Origin of the sequence: Corallococcus silvisoli, from assembly GCF_009909145.1 — a bacterium.
In the GTDB taxonomy this organism is placed as follows: domain Bacteria; phylum Myxococcota; class Myxococcia; order Myxococcales; family Myxococcaceae; genus Corallococcus; species Corallococcus silvisoli.
On sequence record NZ_JAAAPJ010000007.1, the window covers coordinates 347,867 to 365,223 of the forward strand.

Annotated in this window: 12 protein-coding genes; 11 read left to right on the forward strand and 1 reads right to left on the reverse strand. The window is 73.9% G+C overall.

All coding sequences use genetic code 11. The features are described 5' to 3' along the window. Nucleotides 1–72: 72 nt before the first annotated feature. The 11 genes from GTY96_RS15765 (at nt 73) to GTY96_RS15815 (ending at nt 16,329) form a co-directional block, all read left to right on the forward strand. Entirely contained in the window at nt 73–480 is a 408-nt protein-coding gene (locus GTY96_RS15765) for an arsenate-mycothiol transferase ArsC (protein ID WP_143903911.1), read from the forward strand. A 283-nt stretch (nt 481–763) separates the two neighbouring features. Continuing rightward, on the forward strand, nt 764–1,672 hold the full coding sequence (locus tag GTY96_RS15770; RefSeq protein ID WP_161665154.1) for a DUF2135 domain-containing protein: 909 nt from the start codon (nt 764–766) through the stop codon (nt 1,670–1,672). Between the two features lie 43 nt (nt 1,673–1,715). Then, nucleotides 1,716–2,480, forward strand: a complete 765-nt coding sequence (locus tag GTY96_RS15775; RefSeq protein ID WP_235685632.1) for a DUF1175 family protein — start codon at nt 1,716–1,718, stop codon at nt 2,478–2,480. Then, nucleotides 2,477–4,072: a hypothetical protein gene (locus tag GTY96_RS15780; RefSeq protein WP_186001982.1), complete on the forward strand. Its 1,596-nt coding sequence runs from the start codon at nt 2,477–2,479 to the stop codon at nt 4,070–4,072. The genes GTY96_RS15775 and GTY96_RS15780 overlap by 4 nt, the downstream gene beginning before the upstream one ends. Beyond that, nucleotides 4,069–8,784, forward strand: coding sequence for an alpha-2-macroglobulin family protein (locus tag GTY96_RS15785; protein ID WP_161665155.1), 4,716 nt, complete (start codon nt 4,069–4,071; stop codon nt 8,782–8,784). Before GTY96_RS15780 ends, GTY96_RS15785 begins: the two co-directional genes overlap by 4 nt. A gap of 3 nt (nt 8,785–8,787) precedes the next feature. Beyond that, complete coding sequence (locus GTY96_RS15790; RefSeq protein WP_161665156.1) at nt 8,788–11,034, forward strand: SpoIID/LytB domain-containing protein; 2,247 nt, start codon at nt 8,788–8,790, stop codon at nt 11,032–11,034. Between the two features lie 143 nt (nt 11,035–11,177). Continuing rightward, on the forward strand, nt 11,178–12,206 hold the full coding sequence (locus GTY96_RS15795) for a hypothetical protein (protein ID WP_143903921.1): 1,029 nt from the start codon (nt 11,178–11,180) through the stop codon (nt 12,204–12,206). Between the two features lie 131 nt (nt 12,207–12,337). Continuing rightward, a complete protein-coding gene (locus GTY96_RS15800; protein WP_143903923.1) occupies nt 12,338–13,012 on the forward strand; it encodes a DUF4142 domain-containing protein in 675 nt (224 codons plus the stop codon). 78 nt (nt 13,013–13,090) lie between these two features. Beyond that, on the forward strand, nt 13,091–14,071 hold the full coding sequence (locus tag GTY96_RS15805; RefSeq protein WP_143903925.1) for a hypothetical protein: 981 nt from the start codon (nt 13,091–13,093) through the stop codon (nt 14,069–14,071). Between the two features lie 15 nt (nt 14,072–14,086). Next, on the forward strand, nt 14,087–14,836 hold the full coding sequence (locus GTY96_RS15810; RefSeq protein WP_143904280.1) for an ATP-binding cassette domain-containing protein: 750 nt from the start codon (nt 14,087–14,089) through the stop codon (nt 14,834–14,836). Beyond that, complete coding sequence (locus GTY96_RS15815) at nt 14,833–16,329, forward strand: ABC transporter permease/substrate-binding protein (protein WP_143903927.1); 1,497 nt, start codon at nt 14,833–14,835, stop codon at nt 16,327–16,329. Before GTY96_RS15810 ends, GTY96_RS15815 begins: the two co-directional genes overlap by 4 nt. A gap of 6 nt (nt 16,330–16,335) precedes the next feature. Here GTY96_RS15815 and GTY96_RS15820 read toward each other — a convergent pair whose 3' ends face one another. Beyond that, nucleotides 16,336–17,310, reverse strand: coding sequence for a COX15/CtaA family protein (locus tag GTY96_RS15820; RefSeq protein ID WP_161665157.1), 975 nt, complete (start codon nt 17,308–17,310; stop codon nt 16,336–16,338). Nucleotides 17,311–17,357: the final 47 nt, after the last annotated feature.

The following is a 17,357-nucleotide window of genomic DNA, read 5'->3' on the forward strand; positions in this document are numbered from 1 at the left end:
CCCACACCCAGGATGTGATACTTCCCAGGAAGCCCAGGACCTCATGATTCTCAACACTCCAAAGGCGGTGCGATGAACACGGTCATCTTCGCTTGTACGCAGAACGCGGGTCGCTCGCAGATCGCGGCGGCCTTCTTCAACCTGCTGGCGGACCCCACCAAGGCGCGCGCGATCTCCGCGGGGACTCAGCCGGCCGAGCGTCTGCATCCCGAGGTGCTCGCCACGATGAAGGAGATGGGCGTGGACCTGGGGGACGCGAAGCCCCAGCGCCTGACGCCAGAGCTGGCGAAGAACGCGCAGATCCTGGTGACGCTGGGCGGGCTGTCGGACGCGCCGGTGGTGGCGGACCAGAAGCGCGAGGACTGGCCCATGGAGGACACCGCGGGCAAGTCTCCGGCGGACGTGGAGAAGATTCGCGACACGACGGCCGCCATGGTGTCGGACTTCGTGAACCGCCACGGTTGGGAGCGCCCGCAGTAGGCCGTTGCTGGAGGCAGGGCCTCGCGGGTGCTGCCCGCGGGAGGGCTTGAAGCCAGCGTTCCTTTGGTGCGTGGACCGTGGGTGTCCGGGCCCGAGACGGGCGGACGGACGGGCACGCGGACGAAGGGACGGCAGCCCGCGACGCGCGGCATCGCGGGTGGGGGGGCCGCCGGGCCGCGCGCATCCGCTTGGGGCGGATGGCTTGAAAGGGGGAGGGGCTTGTCGCACGCTGTGTTCCTTCGCGGACACGCGGTTCGCGGTTTCCCATTCCCAGGCTCCCCTGATGCTCTCCGTCCTCCTCGCCGGGCTGCTGACGCAGACGGCGCCGCCGGTCCCCGCCCGCCAGCAGGGCGTGCCCATTGGGCGGGGCGACAAGGTTCCCACCGTGGTGTTGAGCGCGCCGTCCGGCGGATGGACGGTGGACCGGATGCTGCGCATCGAAGGTCAGGTGAGCGACCCCACGGTGGATCCAGTGGTGGTGTCCATCAACGGCGACCGCTACCTGATGCGCACCGCGGGCGGGCGCTTCAGCCGCAAGTTCCCGGCGGCCAGCGGCAAGAACATCGTGACGGTGATGGCCACCAACAAGGGCGGCACGGCGCGCGCGCAGGCGACGAGCTACGCGCAGGTGCCGCCGGTGCCGCTCAAGGCCATCCTCACGAGCGACACGGACGGCGTCTACACGGACCTGCACATCTACGAGCCCACCGACGCGAGCAGCGAGGGGGACACGCTGGACGTGAAGGCGATGGCGCACGTGTACTGGGCGGACACGAACAGCCCGTCTGGCGGCACGTTCTTCCTGAACGAGCAGGGGGGCGACTTCGACCAGCCGGCGTACGGTCCGTACCTCTACATCCACCGCGCGCCGCCCAAGGGCGTGTACCTCATCGCGACGAACTACTGGCCCAGCGGGGACAAGGCGCACACGGTGGCCACGCTCAACCTGGCGCTCTTCGAGGGCACGCCGGGCGAGGTCCGCCGCCGCGTGCGCATCCCGCTGGCGACGCCGGGCACCACGCGCGTGCTCGCGTGGGTGAACATCCTGGGCGACGGGCAGGCGGAGGTGTACGTGCCCTCCGCGGATCCAAAGCCCACGGGCAAGCGGTGGCCCACGAACCTGGACGCGGCGCTCAAGGAGCTCCAGACGAGCGGCGACTCCGGCGAAGGCGAAGGCGAAGGCGGCTACTGACCCGCTCGCCGCTCCCGGCCCGGCCCTCGCCATGCGCGTCCTGATGCTCGCACTGTCGCTGCACGTCGTCCCGGCTCCTCCGGTGGAGCAGGGGGCGGCGTTGCCGTCGCAGGCGCGGCGGTCCACGGAGTCCGGGGTGGCTTCCGCGACGCCCTCGGCCGCTTCGACGCCCCCGGCCCGCGCAGGGGCATCCGCCCTGCCCGTGTCCGCGACGCCATCGACGGCCGCGATGCCCACGTCCCGCGAAGGGGCCGCCGTCCCAGCCGAGCCCGGTTCCGCGGAGACGCGCGCCCGGTTGTTGCGCCGCGAGGTCGCGCAGGTGTCGCTCGCGCAGGTGCGGGCTCCGGATGCGGAGTGGCAGCCCGCGCAGCGCGACTGCGCGGGCCTCATCCGCTACGCGTACCGCACGGCCTACCGGCGCGTGGCCTCGGAGCGGCTCGCCACGCCGCTGTGGCAGGACGCGCGCGGCGTGCCCTCCGACTTCGCGGACGCGGAGACGCTCCTCACCCGGAGCTTCCTCCCGCTGGGCCGGGGAAGCTCCGCGCGCGAGCAGCTTCGCACCGGCGACGTGGTGGCCTTCCGCCAGGACCACGACGCGGGGCCCGTCTTCCACTTGATGCTCGTGGTGCGCCCGGAGGACCGGGCCCATGCGCCCGCGCGCGTCGTCTACCACCCCGGTGAGCCGGGCGCCCGCGTGCGCACCGGCGTCCTGGACTCGCTCGCCACGGAGGCGCCGCTGGAGTGGCGCCCCGTGCCGGCCAACGCCGCCTTCCTCGGCTTCTTCCGCTTCAAGGAGTGGATGTCATGACGTCTCCCGTGAGCCCGCCTCCCGCACCCAAGCGGCCAGGGCCCTCGTCCGCCGCGCGCATCGCGCTCATCGGCGCCCTCGTGGTGGGCGTGGGCGTGGGGGCCTTCGTCCTCGGCCGCCGGGGCGCTGGCGGAGAGGACCGCACCGGCCCCGCCTTCTCCTCCGGCGACCCCAAGGGCCCGCCGTCCGCCGGCGCCACCGTGGAGGGCATGCCGGAGGTCCCTTCGGAGCCCACCAAGATGGACGTGCCCGGCGCCTCCGCCACCGCCGCCATCTGGGTGGACGTGCACGCGCCCGCGAAGGTGCGCGACGCGCTGATGCGCAACGCGTGGCTGAAGTCGCAGTGGGACCAGCCGCTGGGCCAGGGCTTCGTCAGCGGGTGGGCCGCGTTCCTCGGCTCCACCGGCACCGACCTCAAGGCGTCCTTCAAGGGCGCGGTGCTGGACGTGGTGGCGGGCCCGCTGCTCGACACGCCCTTCCGCACCGTGTGGTTCAGCGGTGACGCGCGCGCGGGGACCCCCGCCCTCATCGTCCCCAAGGCGAACAAGGCGTCGCGCGCGGCGTGGGAGGCGCTGGACGCGGTGGCCCGGCGCGGGGGGATGACCGCGGACAGCTGCCCGGCCCAGACGGAGAAGGCCCCCGAGGGCGGCTTCCAGCTGTCGCGGTGGCTGGTCGCGGAGCAGACCGTGTGGGCCGCCCGCACGAAGGACCGGCTGGTGCTCGCGCGTCACCCCGTGGTGGTGCTCCAGGGCCTGTGCGCGCCGCTGCCGGAGCTGGAAGCGAAGGACGGCGTGGACGTGGAGGTGGGCTTCGATCCCGAGGCCTACGGCCGCGACGCGCAGCTCTTCACCCACGTGCTGGGGCTGGGGGCGGACACGCGGCTCCAGTTCGGAGTGGAGGGCGACCGGCTGGTGGGCCGGGGCATCGCCGGGAAGCTCCTGGAGAACGTGGCGCCGCTCGACAGCGCGCCCCTGTCCGACGAGCTGCTCAAGCTGGTGCCGGAGGAGACGCCGGTGCTGCTCGCGTTCCAGCTCAAGCTGCCCGAGTCGCTGGAGCCCGCGCGGCTGAAGACCTTCTGGACGGAGGGCGGCGGCGCCACGCGCACGCGTCAGGTGGCGCTGGTGTGGACGCCTCGGGGCAGCCGGTCGCTGGAGCCGGAGCTGGCCCTGCTGTGGGGCCGCGAGGAGGACGCGGACGGGCTGGCCGCGCTGTTCTCCGGCGGCTCGCGGACGCTGACGCGCGCCACGCTGTGCCGGCACGTGGTGCTGGCCACCAGCGCGGAGGAGGTGGAGCGGCTGAAGAAGGCCTGTGAAGGCCGCGCGCCCAACCTGCTGAATGCCGCGGGCCCGGTGGTGACGGGGCTGCGCACGCCCGCGTCGGTGGTGTTCGGCGTCAACACGGGAAGGCTGTTGAGTGGGCTCGCGATGGACGGCTACACGTCCGAGGCGCGCGTGGACCGCGCGTCGCCCCTGCCCAAGGTGGCTCCGCCGGAAATCGAGGCGGCCCGCCGTGACCTGGAAGCCCTGCCGTACCTGGGGCTTCGCGGCACCGTGAAGGGCGACGCCCTGGTGCCGGGAGGATTTGGAACATGAAGACGTCCCTGCGTTTCGCGGCCCTGGCCGCGCTCCTGCTGTCCGGCGTGGCGCTGGCCAAGCCGCTCTACATCACCGTTCCCCGCTCCTACGGCAGCGGCGAGCCGGTGGCGGTGGACGTCGCCTTCGAGGACAAGGGCCCCGTCGAGCTGCGCGTGCTCAAGCCCGCGGACCTGGACGCGTTCATCCGCGCGCAGGGCGACCTGCGGCGCGCGTACCAGGCGCCGCCCACGCTGCTCAACCCGGGCCGCGCCCTGAGCCGCGGCCTCAACGCCGTGCGCCTGCCGGGCCTCACGCTGATGGAGTCGCTGTCGCCGGCCTTCCGCCAGGAGGTCAGCGACGCGCTGCCCCATGCGCCCGCGGAGACGTCCTCGGGCGAGCCGCTGGCGAAGGTGGCCGAGGGGCCGGAGAAGCTGGTGGGCACGCCGCCGGGCTTCACGGTGGTGCGCAGCCAGTGGCTCAACCTGGACCTGGGCGGCGCGGACCGGGACTTCAACGTGCCGGGCTTCGACACCGGCAACGCCAGCGGCGGCTTCCAGGAGCGCCGCGTGCTGCTCGCGCCGCTGCCCGCGGGCACCTACGTGCTCCAGCTGGTGCAGGGCCGCGTGGAGGGGCAGGTGGTGCTCGTCGTCAGCGACGTCACCGTGCAGCTCAAGCAGACCGACGGCCAGGTGCTGGTGCGCGTGGCGGGGAGGGACCAACAGCCGCGCAAGGGCGCTCGGGTGCAGGTGTACCTGCCCACGGGCAAGGGCCCGGAGGGCACGACGGACGACCAGGGCGAGGTGACGCTCGCGGTGGCGGAGCCGCGCATCATCGCGACGGTGACGGCCGGGCAGGACACGGCCATCGTGGACACGGACTTCTACTCCGCGCTGGCGGTGGCGCCGGACGTGTTCATCTACAGCGACCGGCCCATCTACAAGCCGGGCAACGAGGTGAAGTTCCGCGGGCTCGTGCGCCAGCCGGACACGTTCCTGGCGCGGCTGTTCACGCCGAAGCAGCGCGACGTGCGCGTGAAGCTGGTGTCGCAGGAGGGCCGCGAAATCACCACGCGCGCGGCGGTGGATGAGTTCGGCGCGTTCAACGGCACGCTGAAGGTGCCGGACGACCTGGGCACGGGCGTGCTGCGCATCGAGGCGGCCCTGGACACGCGCCCCTACCAGGGCGAGGCGCGCGTGCAGGACTACGTGAAGCCCACGTTCTACCTGGAGGTGCAGCCGGCGTCGGAGACGGTGGTGCCCGGCTCGACGGTGAGCGTGACGGTGCGCGCGCGCCGGTACGCGGGCGGCGTGCCGAAGGGCGCCAGGTACGAGGTGTTCCTCTACCGCAGCCTGCTGGACGCGCCCGCCTGGGTGGACGACGCGGGCAAGGGCGGCCAGGGCAGCGCGGTGACGTACGGCACCGCCTCCAGCAGCGAGGGCAAGCTGAGCGTGCCGGAGCGGCTGTACTCCTCCGTCGCGGAGCGCGAGGCCAGCGACGACCCGTGGTCCACCGCGAGCGCGTTCGACGCGGAGGGCGCGGCCGAGGTGACGGTCGCCGTCCCCGCGCTCAAGCCGGGCGAGGAGCGGCTGCCGTACCGCTACAGCCTCACCGTGCGCGCGCGGGATGACCAGGAGACGTTCGCCACCGGCACCGCCGCCTTCTTCCTGTCGAAGGTGGAGGTGCTGGGCGTGGCGCGGTACTCGGACGCGGTGGTGGCGAAGGGCTCGGACGCGCAGCTGTCCGTGCGCGCCACCACGCTGTCCGGCAAGCCCTACGGCGTCACCACCGGCGAGGTGGCCTTCGTGCTGCGCCGCGCGGACGGCAGCGAGAAGACGCTGGGCACGCAGGCCTTCACCACGCAGCAGGACGGCACGTCGCGCCAGAAGGTGCCCACCGCGGACGTGGGCACGGTGCTCGCGCGCGTGACGGTGAAGGACAAGAAGGGCGAGGCGTGGACGGGCGAGGAGTCGCTGCTCGTCATCGGCGGCGCGGACGAGCCCGTGGCGCAGGTGCCCAACCTCACGCTCGCGTCGCTGTCCGGCACGCTGGCGCCGGGCGACAGCGCGAAGCTGGTGGCGCTGCTGCCGGATGGCTGGGGGCAGGGCGGCCGGGACGCGGGGCCCGTGTGGGTGACGCTGACGGGCGCGAGCCTCTACGGCACCACGGTGGTGCAGCTGAAGGGCCGCACGCTGGTGCACGCCTTCCCGGTGGAGAAGCGCTTCGGCAGCGCGGTGTACGCGTCCGTGGCCTACCCCACGGCGACGGGCCGCTGGGAGGAGCGGACGGTGGCCTTCCGCGTGGTGCCCAAGGAGCGCACGCTCACCGTGTCGTTGCAGCCGCGCCGCGCGGAGGCCCTGCCGCTCACCGAGCAGGCCGTGGACGTGCGCGTCACCGACAGCGACGGCAACGGCGTCTCCGCGCAGCTGTCCGTGGGCGTGGTGGACAAGGCCGTCTACGCCATCCAGGGCGAGTTCCGCCCGGGCGTGCTGGACTTCTTCTATCCGCCGGCGCGCGACAACGTGACGAACTTCTATTCGGCGGAGTTCCAGGGCTACGGCTACGGCGAGCAGCTGGCGCGCAAGCTGGCGGGGCTGCCGGACCACGCGTTCGCGTCCATCAAGCCGCCCAGCCGTCAGGCGAAGGACCTGGAGAAGGACACCGCGCACTGGGACCCGGCGGTGGTCACGGACCGCGACGGCCGCGCGACGGTGCGCTTCACGCTGCCCTCCAACCAGACGCTGTGGGTGGTGACGGCGGTGGCGGCGGACACGTCCGGCCGCTTCGGTGAAGGCACGGCGGAGTTCGCCACGCGCGGCGGGCTCAACCTCTACGCGGCGCTGCCGCAGTTCCTGCGCGAGGGCGACGAGGCGCTGGCGTCCGTGCGGCTGGCCGCCGGTGAGAAGTCCAAGGGCAGCCAGGTGCTGGACGTGCGCCTGCAGCCGGGCGGCTCGCTCCAGGCGGAGGTGCTCCAGCGCAAGGTGGAGCTGGGCCAGGGCGGCGAGCAGGTGGTGCCGGTGACGCTGCGCGCGGCGAAGACGGGCCCCGCGCAGCTGGCGGTGGACGTGACGGGCGGCAGGGATCCGCTGCGCGACCTGAAGCGCTTCGACGTGGCGCCGGCCGCGGTGGAGGACGCGGTGCAGGTGAGCGCGTGGGGCGGTGGGGCGCTGGCCCTGGAGGCGCCGGACACGTCCGCGCTGACGCGCGTGGAGCTGGTGCTCCAGCCGTCCACGGTGGACGCGGCGCTCTCCAACGTGCGCGAGCTGCTCACGTACCCGTACGGGTGCCTGGAGCAGCTGGTCTCCACGACGGTGCCCAACGTGGCGGTGTACCAGGTGCTCCAGAAGGCGGGCGCGCTGGACAAGCTGGACCCGGAGTCGCAGGCGCTGCTGGCGGAGGCGCGCAGCCGCTCCGTGCAGGGCACGGCCCGCATCCTGGGCCTCGCGGTGAAGGGCGGCGGCTTCACCTGGTTCGGCGGCTACAGCGAGCCCAGCCTGCCGCTCACGCTCATCGCGCTGGACGGTCTGGCGTACGCGTCCGAGGCGGGGCTGGTGGACCGCGACGACGCGCGCATCGCGGAGAGCGCGAAGTGGCTGGAGGCGCAGGAGGGCCTGTCGCCGGAGTACGACGCCACCCGCGCGTACGTGCTGGCCCGGCTGCAGGGCCCGCGTCAGGCGGCGCGGGTGCGCGCGCTGGTGGAGGGCGCGAAGGTCGGGGACCTGTATCCGCTGGCGCTGGCGGTGCTGGCCGCGGAGAAGGCGGGCGTGATGAAGGAGCCCGCGCTCCAGGGCCGCGTCCAGGAGCTGGTGAAGCAGAGCGGCGAGGGCTTCGCGAAGCTCGCGGGCCTCAAGGGCGAGGCGGAGACGTCCGAGGCGTTCTACCGCTTCCCGCTCCGCCGGGTGGGCCTCACGGCCATCACCGCGCACGCGGCGTCGTTCGGGACGCTGGACGTCACGCGCGCGCGCAAGCGCATCCTGGAGATGCTGAGCGAGCCGGGCCTGTCCACCTTCGATCGGAGCACCGCCCTGCTGCACTCGCTGTGGCTGGTGGAGCGTGACGCGAAGGCCTTCAAGGGGATGGCGTCGCCGGAGGTGAAGGGCGCCGCGTCGCCGGTGAAGTTCGCGCCGCGCGGCATGGGCCTGGTCGCCGCGCTGCCCGCGGGGACGCGCACGGTGGACGTGGGCGGCTTCGACGGCGTGGCCACGCTGCGCGCCGCCGCGACGACGCCGCTCAAGGACGTGCAGCCGCGCGTGAACGGGATGTCCGTGGAGCGCGCGTACTACGTGCTGCGCGAGGGCGGGAAGGTGAAGCTGGAGGCGGGCGCCACGGTGACGCAGGGCGAGGAGGTCTACGTGGAGCTGAAGCTGGACGCGCGCGGCGAGAACCGGGCGCGCTCGGCGTACTACGTGGTGGAGGACGCGGTGCCGGCGGGCTTCGTCCCGCTCCAGGAGGACAAGGTCTTCCGCGGCCCGCCGCACTCGCTGCCGCTGGCCCCGGAGGCGCTCAAGCGCCGGCAGTTGGACCCCTCCCACGCCACGTTCTTCTTCGAGGAGCCGTCGTGGTGGAGCGACAGCCCGCGCACGGTGGGCTACGTGCTGCGCGCGCAGTTCGCGGGCACGTTCGCCGCGCCGCCCGCCACCATCGAGGACATGTACTCGGCGCGCATCCGGGGCCGCACGGCGCCGGACCTGCTGAAGGTGGTGCCCTCGAAGACGTCCGTGAGCGACCTGTAGCCCATGGGGTGGGCCGTCGCCGTCGCCGTGCTGCTGTCGGCCGCGCCCACCTTCGTCACCCGAGGGGACGTGACGCCCGAGGCGGACCTGCGCCGCGAGGCCCAGGCCGCCTGGACGTCACTGGAGGCCGAGTACACGGCGCGGGCGGGCGGCCTCCCCCAACGGGCCCCCGCCACCCTCGCGCTCCAGAAGGGCGCGGCGCTGCCCCCCGAGCGCAACGCGCAGGGGCGGCCCGGCGTGGTGGAGCTGCGGCAGAACGCGGCCGGCGTGCTGGACGCACGGCTGCGCATGGCGCTGCGGCACGAACTGGCGCACCAGCTCCTGTGGTGGGCGTGTCCCGCGTCCAGCGAGGACCGGCTCTTCCATGAGGCCTTCGCGCTGACGGTGAGCGGCGAGCTGCCCGCGTGGCGCGACGGGCCCTACCTGTCCCTGTCGCGCGCGGCGAAGGAGGTGGCCAGCGCGCCGGCGGTGGACACCGCGCGGGCACGCAGGGGGCTGGCGCGCATCCTGGGCGAACACCCCGGGTTCCCCGCCGCGCTCACGCGCAGGTTGCGGCAGTGCCATGACGGGACGCGGTGGGCCGCGCCCCTGTCGTTGGAGGAGCTGGCGGACGTGGCGGTGCTCGCGCCCGAGGCGGCCACGGTGGTGGTGAGCCGTCACTCGGGGGAGGTGCTGCTGTCGGAAGGGGACGTGCGCCGGGCGGTGCCGTACGGCTCCGCGCTCAAGCCCTTCCTCTACGCGGCGGGGACGGGCCCTGGCGCCGCGGCACCGCCGGGGCTCGCGCCGCGCCAGGACGTGCAGGAGTGGGCGTGCGGCGCGGGGCTGCCACCGAAGGTGGACGCGCGGCTCGCGCTCCTGCGCTCGTGCAATGGCTGGTTCCTGGACTGGGAGGCCACGGGGCTCGCGCCGAAGGCGTTCGGTGATTGGGGCGCCGTGCTCTCCGCGGTGGGGCTCACCGGCCTCCCCGAGGACATGACGGAGGCCATCGGGCTTCGCTCCGCGCACGGCCTGTCGCCGTGGGGCATGGCGCAGGCGTACCGGCTGCTCGCGGAGGCGCGGCCGGACGTGCTCGCGCTCCTCACCGGCAACGTGGAGGAGGGCACGCTCAGCGGCCTGTCCACGTCGAAGGCGCTGCGGGGCGTGGCCACGAAGACGGGCACGGTGCGCGACGCCGCGAGCCGGCCCCAGCTGGGGTGGATCGCCGCCGTGGACGCGGACCTCGTCCTGGTGGCCGTGCGGCCCGGCAAGATGCCCCGGCACTTCGCGGATGAAGTCGCCGCGCTGCTCGCTTGGGCGCGGAAGCGGACGGCGGGGCTGGAGGCCGCGCGCGTGCAGGTGCTCGGCCTGTTGCCGTCCACGTCCGTGGAGGCCCGCTGCGCGGGCGCGGGCTTCGCGCTGGAGGACGGGACGCCCCGCGCCGCGCCCCCGGACTTCTCCCGCCTGGATGCGCTCACCGCGAGGGGGCCAGCGGTGTGTCTGGGCAGTCCCTGGCGCGTGCGCTTCCCGGACGGGCCCGACGGCGGACGGGACTACGCGGGCGTCTTCACCGCCTCTCCGCCCCCGCCGTACCGCCCTCCACCGGGGGTGCCCACCACGCCCAGCGCGCTCAAGGCCCGGCGCGGCTCGGACTTCGTCTTCCGCACCACCCGCCTCCAGTACACCGCCGGCGTCGTCGCCGCCGAGGACGTCACCCTGCGAGGCGAGCCCCGCGTCGCGCTGGCCCGCGTGGCCGCCCACAACGAGCGCCACGGCGACGCCCGCCACCCCGGCCGGGCCCTCTGCGACACCACCCACTGCCAGGCCTTCCGGGGCACCGTCCGCGTCCGCCCCGAGGAGTCACGCGCGCTCAGCCTCCCGCCGCTGAAGTGGGACACCTGGCTGACCTTCTCGCAGGGCGGCGACACGCCCTGGCGCGAGCCACGCCCCCGCGCCCAGGTGGAGGCGCTGCTGGGCGCGAACCTCGTGTCCCTGCGCTTCGAGTCCGGCCGCGTGCGCTACCTGCGCACCGAAGGCCCCCCCGGCGCCCCCTACGAGGACGCGCGCTCCCTGCCATGTGACACGCTGCGTGCGGGTCTCCAATTGCCCGCCTGTCCCCAGCGCGCCTCCTTCGACGGGCCCCAGGTCCTCTTCGAGGGCCAGGGCCGGGGCCATGGTGAGGGCCTGGACGTCGAAGCCGCCAAGGCCGCCCCCCACCTCTCCAGCGACGCCCTCCTGGAGCGCGCCTACGGAGCGCGCACCCCCACCCCCTGAGTCCACCCGGCGCCGCTGCCTACCCGGACGCACCGGGTTCCCTCCCACCCATCCGGGAAACCACGAAAAACCTACTGACACGGGCCGTGAAACACAGTTATTACGGAAGAATACCGTAACGCTGTTTGGTTCGAGGGGCCCCAATGGCGGAGGGAGTGAGCGAGGCGGAGGCCACGCGGCGCGCTTTGGACGCGTTGCCCGAAGGCCTGCGGGTGCGCTGGGTCCAGGAAGGCCGCGGCGCCTGGGTGCTGGGCTGCCAGGACTCGAAGCCGAACCTGCACGCGCCCCGGGGCGAGGACGTGCTCATCCAGGGGGAGCTGCTGCTGCTGGGCGCGCGCTACGTGGAGGGCGCGGTGCCGCGCGGCGCGCTGCGGGTGTCCCTGCTGGAGGGCCCGGTGCGCCACGTGCTGGCGGCGCGCGTGGCGGTGGGCGGGGGCGACCTGACGCTGGGGCTGGGGCCGCCCGGCGCGAGGGTGCCTTCGGCGCGCGTGGTGTGTCAGCGGGTGGAGTGGCGGCCGTACTCGGTCGCCAACGCGGCGCCCCTGGCCGCGGCCTTCATCGACCTGTGGCGGGGCCTGGGCCGGGGCGCGCGGCTGGAGCGGCTGGGGCTGGAGGTGGAGGGCGTCGTGGAGGGCCGCGCGCGGGTGGCGCCCTTCGTGGAGGTGGAGGCGGACCGCAAGGGAGGCCGGCGTCCCGCGACGCGCCACCCGCTGCCGGTCTTCGAGGTGTCCACGGCGGAGGTGCTGCACGACTGCCGCCTGTGGCTGCGCGCGACGGCGCATGCGCTGACGCGCGAGCCGCCCTTCCTCCGCGAGGTGTACCTGCCCCGCGAGGACGCCGGGCCCCTGGACGTGGGGGCGCAAGGGGCGGTCGCGCACGAATCGCTGGGCGCGGTCCTGGAGCGGAGGCTGCGCTGGGCCGAGGCGTGGCTCGCGCCCTCCGCGCTGCTGGAGCTGGAGGTGTCGCGCACGGTGCCGGAGGGGGGCGCGGCCGGGGCCTGCTGGTTGACGGCGCGCTTCGAGCAGGCGCAGACGGGCGGCACGGCCACCACCGTCACGCTGCTGGACACGCCGGCGTTCTCCACGGCGGCGCTGGCGCTCCTGCGCGGCTGGGCCCTGGCCACGGCGCCGGGGCGTGGCGCGGGGGTGCGCGGCCTGCTGTCCATGGAGTGACGCGAAGTCATCCCCGGGGGACTCGCGCCCGAGGGGGGGGCGCTCAGCCAGACGGCACTGGCAATGGGCTTCCGCGTCACCACCTTGCACTCGTCAAACTTTCATCCGCGGAGGCGGGGGAGGCTGGGACCATGGGCAAGAAGAGTTGGAAGGCGCGTGCGGTGACGGCGGTGGTCATGACCGGGCTGATGGGCTTCTCCGCCCATGCTCAGGACACCATGTCCGCGCAGGACAAGGCGCAGATGAAGCAGGGCAAGGCGGTGGGCGAGGCGGCCGCCAAGCGGACGAAGTACGTGGGCAAGGTGGCCCTCTTCAACAACCGGCAGATTGAACTGGCCCGCGTCGCGGAGGAGCAGGCGTCGGATCCGCGCGTGAAGCAGTTCGCCACGCAGCTGCGCGAGGACCACGAGAAGAGCCAGGAGTCGCTGCGCTCCTGGGCCAAGAGCAAGCAGATGGAGGTCAGCGCGCTGAGCGAGAACACCTCCGCCGGCCAGGGCATGGGCGGCTCCGGCATGCAGCAGGGCTTCAACGAGAACATGGAGAACGCCGGTGAGAAGGTGGGCCGGCACTCCGACGAGACGCGGGCGGAGGTCAACAAGCTGCGCTCGATGCATGGCCCCGAGTTCGACAAGGCCTTCCTGTCGCGCATCGCGGATGACCAGAAGAAGGGCAAGAGCCTGCTCGAGGAGGGTCGCAAGGACTACAAGAACGACGCGACCTTCCTGGCGCTGCTGAGCGACACCGAGGGCATGGTGAGCAGCAACGAGACGAAGGCGAAGGAGCTCGAGAAGCAGGTGAAGAAGTAGTCCTGCGTGTGTAGTGCGGTGGGCGCCGGGCCGACGTGCCGGTTGACTCGGCCGGGTCCGGCGCCTATCCCCTCGCGGATGCGCAAGGCACTGGAGGCGGTGGGGGTGGGGCTCCTGGCGCTGCTGGGCGCGTGTCAGGCGTCCGTGCCGGTGTCCCCCGCGGTGCCGCTCGTGGGCGCGACGCCCGCGGGCCCCTTCGTCGCGGACGCGCGCGCGCTCTTCGACGGGTGCGTCTCGCTCCCCGACAGCATCACGTCGCGCACGTACCGGTGCGGCGCGCTCTCCGTCTGGTTGGATGAGCGGACAGGCCAGACCGAAGCACAGGCCGTGGCGGTGGGACTCTCCCGTGTGCACGCGCGCCTGGGCCCGGTGCTCACGGAGTCCGCGGGGGAGCTGCCGCTCGCGGGCCAGCCGCACCCGTCCCTGCGCTTCGCGAAGTGTGCTGGCGCGAGCGGTGAGGGGCCCTGCGCCGCGGGCGGCTACCTCACGGCGGTGACGCCCTTCGCGGGCCGCGTGCGGCTGCTGGGCTGCCTGGCGCGCGGCAACGCCCGGCCGGAGCTGGGCCGGTGTCTGGAGTTGTTCGCGTACCTGGCCACGCGGGGCAACCCCGAAGGGGACGTGCTGGACCTGGCGTCGCTCATCACGCCGCCCCGGCTGCCGTGGCGGGTGCTGGAGGTGCCGGAGGGCTGTCAGCTCGCGGACTCGACGTCGCGCGCGGGGCGGATCCGCTGCCCGGCGTCCACCTTCTCCTGGAGCGTCTTCCAGCCGGTGGAGCAGGGCACGTCCCAGGTGGAGCTCTGGCGCGACTCCAGCGTGGAGGAGCTGCGCGACGCGCTCCCCGGCGCCAGCCCGGTGGAGCCGCGCGACTGCTACCTGGAGGGCGTGGCCACGCGCTGTCTGCGCTTCACCGCGCCCTCGCTGGAGGGGGGCGGCGACCTCCAGGTGTGGGCCGGGGGGCTGGACTGGCAGGGCCGGGGCCTGTTCGAGGCGTGCATCCTCCCCGCGAGTGCATCCTTCCCCTTTCCAGCCTCCTGCAACGGCGCGTTCGCTCCGCGCTGAAGGGACGTGGCGCCCGTGTTCATCCTGGAAGGCGTGTCCAAGCGCTTCGGTGGTTCGCAGGCCTTGCGACCGCTGGACCTGAGTCTGCCGAAGGGCGCCACCTCCGTGCTCATCGGCCCCAGCGGCTGCGGGAAGTCCACGCTGCTGCGGCTGCTCAACGGCCTCTTGCGGCCGGACACAGGCCGCGTCCTCTTCGACGGGCAGCCCCTGCCGGAGGAGGAGGGCGCGCTGCTCGCCGTGCGCCGCCGCGTGGGCTACGCGCTCCAGGGCGGAGGGCTGTTCCCGCACCTCACCGGCGCGCAGAACGTCACGCTGATGGCGCGGCACCTGCGCTGGCCCCAGGCGCGCATCCGGGAGCGGCAGGGGCTGTTGATGGAGCTGACGCGCTTCCCCGAGGAGGCGCTGGAGCGCTTCCCCGGCCAGCTCTCCGGAGGCCAGCGGCAGCGGGTGGCGCTGATGCGCGCGTTGATGCTGGACCCGGACGTGCTGCTGCTGGATGAGCCGCTGGGCGCGTTGGATCCGCTGGTGCGCCACGACCTCCAGGCGGACCTGCGCGGCATCTTCGAGCGGCTGGGCAAGACGGTGGTGCTCGTCACCCACGACCTGGCGGAGGCCGCCTTCCTGGGCAACGTCATCGTCCTGATGCGCGAGGGGCAGGTGGTGCAGCAGGGCACGCTGGACGACCTGGAGGCGCGGCCCATGGACCCCTTCGTCACGCGGTTCATCCAGGCCCAGCGCCCGCTGCCCATGGGGAGGTCCGGATGACGCGCGCGGGAGGGAGGCTCGCGCTGGCCCTGGTGCTCCTGCTCGGGGCCGCGTGCGCGGAGTCGTCCGGGGAGGGGCCCTCGGTGCGCGTGGGGTCCAAGAAGTTCACCGAGTCCGTCATCGTGGGGGACATGGTGACGCAGCTGGCGCAGGCCGCCGGCGCGCGGGCCTCGCACCGGCGCGAGCTGGGCGGCACCACGGTGCTGTGGGAGGCGCTGCGCCGGGGCGAGCTGGACATCTACCCCGAGTACACCGGCACGCTGCGCCAGGAGCTGCTCGCGGGCCGCGCGTTGCCGGATGACGCCGCGCTGCGGAAGGCGCTCGCGGAGGAGGGCCTGAGGATGAGCGCGTCGCTGGGGTTCAACAACACCTACGCGCTGGGCATGAAGGAAGCGGAGGCCGAGCGGCTGGGCATCCGCCGCATCTCCGACTTGAAGGCGCACCCGGAGCTGCGCGTGGGCTTCAGCAACGAGTTCATGCAGCGGGGCGACGGCTGGCCCGCGCTGCGCGACGCGTACGGCCTGCCCCAGCGTGACGTGCGCGGCCTGGACCACGACCTGGCGTACCGGGGCATGGCGAGCGGGGCCATCCAGCTCACGGACCTGTACTCCACCGACGCGGAGATCGCCGCCTATGGCCTGCGCGTGCTGGAGGACGACCGGCACCACTTCCCCGTGTACGAGGCCGTGCTCCTCTACCGCGACGACCTGGAGGCCCGGGCGCCCCTGGCGCTGAAGTCCATGCTCCGGCTGCAGGGCACGCTGACGGAGGCACGGATGGTGGACCTCAACGCCCGCGCGCGGCTGGAGCGCGTGCCGGAGGCGCGGGTGGCGTCGGACTTCCTCCGGGAGTCGCTGGGCGTGTCCACGGAGGTGCGCACGCAGGGCCGGGCCTCGCGCATCTGGCAGCGCACGCGGGAGCACCTGTTCCTGGTGACGCTGTCGCTCGCGGCGGCCATCGCGCTGGCCATCCCGCTGGGCGTCCTGGCCGCGCGCCGTCCGCGCCTGGGGCAGGGCGTGCTGGGGCTGTCCAGCGTCATCCAGACGGTGCCCTCGCTGGCGCTGCTGGTGTTCATGATTCCGCTGCTGGGCATCGGCTCGAAGCCGGCCGTCGCGGCGCTGTTCCTCTACAGCCTGCTGCCCATCGTGCGGAACACGGCGGCGGGCCTGGGAGGGATTCCGTGGGAGGTGCGCGAGTCCGCGGAGGCGCTGGGCCTGCCGTCGCGCGCGCGGCTGTGGCGCATCGAGCTGCCCATGGCGGCGCCGTCCATCCTCGCGGGCATCCAGACGGCGGCGGTCATCAACGTGGGCACGGCCACGCTGGGCGCGCTGGTGGGCGCGGGGGGCTACGGCCAGCCCATCCTCACCGGCATCCGCCTGGACGACGTGGGGCTCATCCTGGAGGGGGCGGTGCCCGCGGCGGTGCTCGCGCTGGCGGTCAGCGGCCTCTTCGAGCTCGTGGCGCGGTGGGTGGTGCCCCGGGGGCTGCGGTAGGGGCGGCTACACGGGCTCCGCGCGGGACTCGGGGGCCGACGCGGGCTGGAGGCGCGGCGCGTCCTCCGCGAGCCCCGCGGCGCACAGCCGCACCACGCACATCCAGACGCAGTCCGCGAGCAGCAGGTGGACGAGCTGCATCGCCACCGGCGCCAGCAGCACCAGGTTGATGACGCCCGCGCACAGCTGCGCGACGTACACGCCGGTGAGCAGCGTGGCCGCGCGCCGCACGTCCGGGGACGGCCTCAGCCGCGCCACGCTCCGGCCCACGAACACCAGGAGCGCGCCCAGGCCCACCGCGAACACCGGGTGCAGCACGCGCAGGCGGAGCAACAGGTGCGCCGTCTCCGACAGGTCCTGTTCGAAGCCGTGCGCGAGGCTGGTGGCGGGGAACAGCGTGTCGCCCAGCGCGGCCACCGCGCCGCTGACGCCCAGCACCAGCATGCCGACCACGCTCGCGCCCAGGAGCGCGGCCACCGCGCCCTGTCCCTGGAACGTCATGCGCGCGCGCCCCTTGGAGGCCCACACCACCAGGGTCTGCGCGCCCACCAGCAGGAAGGTGTTGGTGAGGTGCACGCCCATCCACACCGCGCGGCCCACGCGCGCGTCCTGCGCCACGTACTTGAGCAGCACGATGCCGGCGCCCACCAGGCCTTCGGTGAGCATGAACACCAGCGCCCAGAATGCCGCGCGGCGCCCGGGGTGGCCCTTGGGGAACACGCGCCGGCCCCACGCGTAGAGGGCGACGGCGAGCACCGTGGCCAGGCCGCTGGTGAGACGGTGGGTGTATTCGATGAGGGTCTGGAGGGAGGGCGCGCGCGGCACCACCTCGCCGTTGCAGACGGGCCAGTGGTCGCCGCACCCGGCTCCGGAGCCGGTGGCGCGCACGAAGGCGCCCCAGAGGATGACGCCCAGGCTGTAGACGAGCACGCCCTGGCTGAACCACTGGAAGCGGCGGGTGGCGGCGACGGGAAGGGTCATCGTGCCCTCCCAGTACCGCATCCCACCCGGAGGGGCCACCGCCCGGC

What these genes read in the sequence shown, in the direction of transcription:
- GTY96_RS15765 (WP_143903911.1), top strand. Translation starts at nt 73, where the DNA reads ATGAACACGGTCATCTTCGCTTGTACGCAGAACGCGGGTCGCTCGCAG.
- GTY96_RS15770 (WP_161665154.1), top strand. Translation starts at nt 764, where the DNA reads ATGCTCTCCGTCCTCCTCGCCGGGCTGCTGACGCAGACGGCGCCGCCG.
- GTY96_RS15775 (WP_235685632.1), top strand. Translation starts at nt 1,716, where the DNA reads ATGCTCGCACTGTCGCTGCACGTCGTCCCGGCTCCTCCGGTGGAGCAG.
- GTY96_RS15780 (WP_186001982.1), top strand. Translation starts at nt 2,477, where the DNA reads ATGACGTCTCCCGTGAGCCCGCCTCCCGCACCCAAGCGGCCAGGGCCC.
- GTY96_RS15785 (WP_161665155.1), top strand. Translation starts at nt 4,069, where the DNA reads ATGAAGACGTCCCTGCGTTTCGCGGCCCTGGCCGCGCTCCTGCTGTCC.
- GTY96_RS15790 (WP_161665156.1), top strand. Translation starts at nt 8,788, where the DNA reads ATGGGGTGGGCCGTCGCCGTCGCCGTGCTGCTGTCGGCCGCGCCCACC.
- GTY96_RS15795 (WP_143903921.1), top strand. Translation starts at nt 11,178, where the DNA reads ATGGCGGAGGGAGTGAGCGAGGCGGAGGCCACGCGGCGCGCTTTGGAC.
- GTY96_RS15800 (WP_143903923.1), top strand. Translation starts at nt 12,338, where the DNA reads ATGGGCAAGAAGAGTTGGAAGGCGCGTGCGGTGACGGCGGTGGTCATG.
- GTY96_RS15805 (WP_143903925.1), top strand. Translation starts at nt 13,091, where the DNA reads ATGCGCAAGGCACTGGAGGCGGTGGGGGTGGGGCTCCTGGCGCTGCTG.
- GTY96_RS15815 (WP_143903927.1), top strand. Translation starts at nt 14,833, where the DNA reads ATGACGCGCGCGGGAGGGAGGCTCGCGCTGGCCCTGGTGCTCCTGCTC.
- GTY96_RS15820 (WP_161665157.1), bottom strand. Translation starts at nt 17,310, where the DNA reads ATGACCCTTCCCGTCGCCGCCACCCGCCGCTTCCAGTGGTTCAGCCAG.